Source organism: Herbiconiux moechotypicola (assembly GCF_024979255.1).
Taxonomy (GTDB): domain Bacteria; phylum Actinomycetota; class Actinomycetes; order Actinomycetales; family Microbacteriaceae; genus Herbiconiux; species Herbiconiux moechotypicola.
The window spans coordinates 1-945 of record NZ_JANLCN010000033.1; the positions used below are offsets into that span (position 1 = coordinate 1).

General features: G+C 43.0%; 1 protein-coding gene. It reads left to right on the forward strand.

The window, feature by feature from the left end; translation table 11 throughout:
- Positions 1–192, forward strand: a 192-nt coding sequence (locus tag N1031_RS20565) for a hypothetical protein (protein WP_259481791.1), incomplete at its 5' end; no start/stop codon positions are given.
- Positions 193–945 lie beyond the last annotated feature (753 nt).

The following is a 945-nucleotide window of genomic DNA, read 5'->3' on the forward strand; positions in this document are numbered from 1 at the left end:
CCGCATTTGCCGGGCATGTTTTTCGAGGTACTGCACACACCAAGCGTGTCTGTGGACAGTCTGGTCTTAACAATTGACCAAGTAAAACTGGGCGAAGACCCAAATGACTGGCGAACCCCGTTTGTTAAATATATCAAAACTAGTGTCACGCCCAGAAATTCACTAGTAATTTCCGAACTTATTTGTGCATAAAATCCTCGTCCAGGAATCAGCCGAGGTACACAAACTGACAATTTAATATACAGATTCATCAAATTAACTAAAACGATAAATACTTACTTAAGAGGCACTTAGTCCTCACCAAGAAGAAAACTGCAGCGAAAAAAGAAAATCTAGCGAAGCTCCGGCTCCACTCCCACAGGCAGCTCAACTGGGGTATAAGCCAAACGTCTTCTCCTTCTGGATCCTTTTTCTTCAACTGAGGTTGATTGATTATTGCAAGAATGAGCATATGACATACTCAACAAGCCACACAGCAAATATGCAAGTGCACAAGGATTCCAAAGGATGGCATAATATAGGCTCATTTGCAAAAGCAGCATTTAGCAAAACATTTAAGAGAAGTAAAACAGTGGAGTATTTAATCAGAAATTTTAATCAACACTGGACAGCACACCCATGCTGCACAGGCCCAACCATCCTGAGCAACCATACCCGGCTGTACAGATCTATTCTCCAAACCAGGAGCTAAGCAAATTATTACCAGATATAACATCCATAATTATTGTGAGAGGTGTGAGACTAATCACGAAAAACATTGCTCAACTCGCCCATAACCGCGGGCACGGCTATTCGAATAGTTTTACTCTGGCCAGAGGTGTACCACTGTACCCACAAGACACAGCCTCAACATCATGTCTACCATGCGTCGCGATACTGGAAAGTACCCGAATAGAGGCTGTGACAATACCCTTTGCATAACACAACTCACCACAGTGCACCATT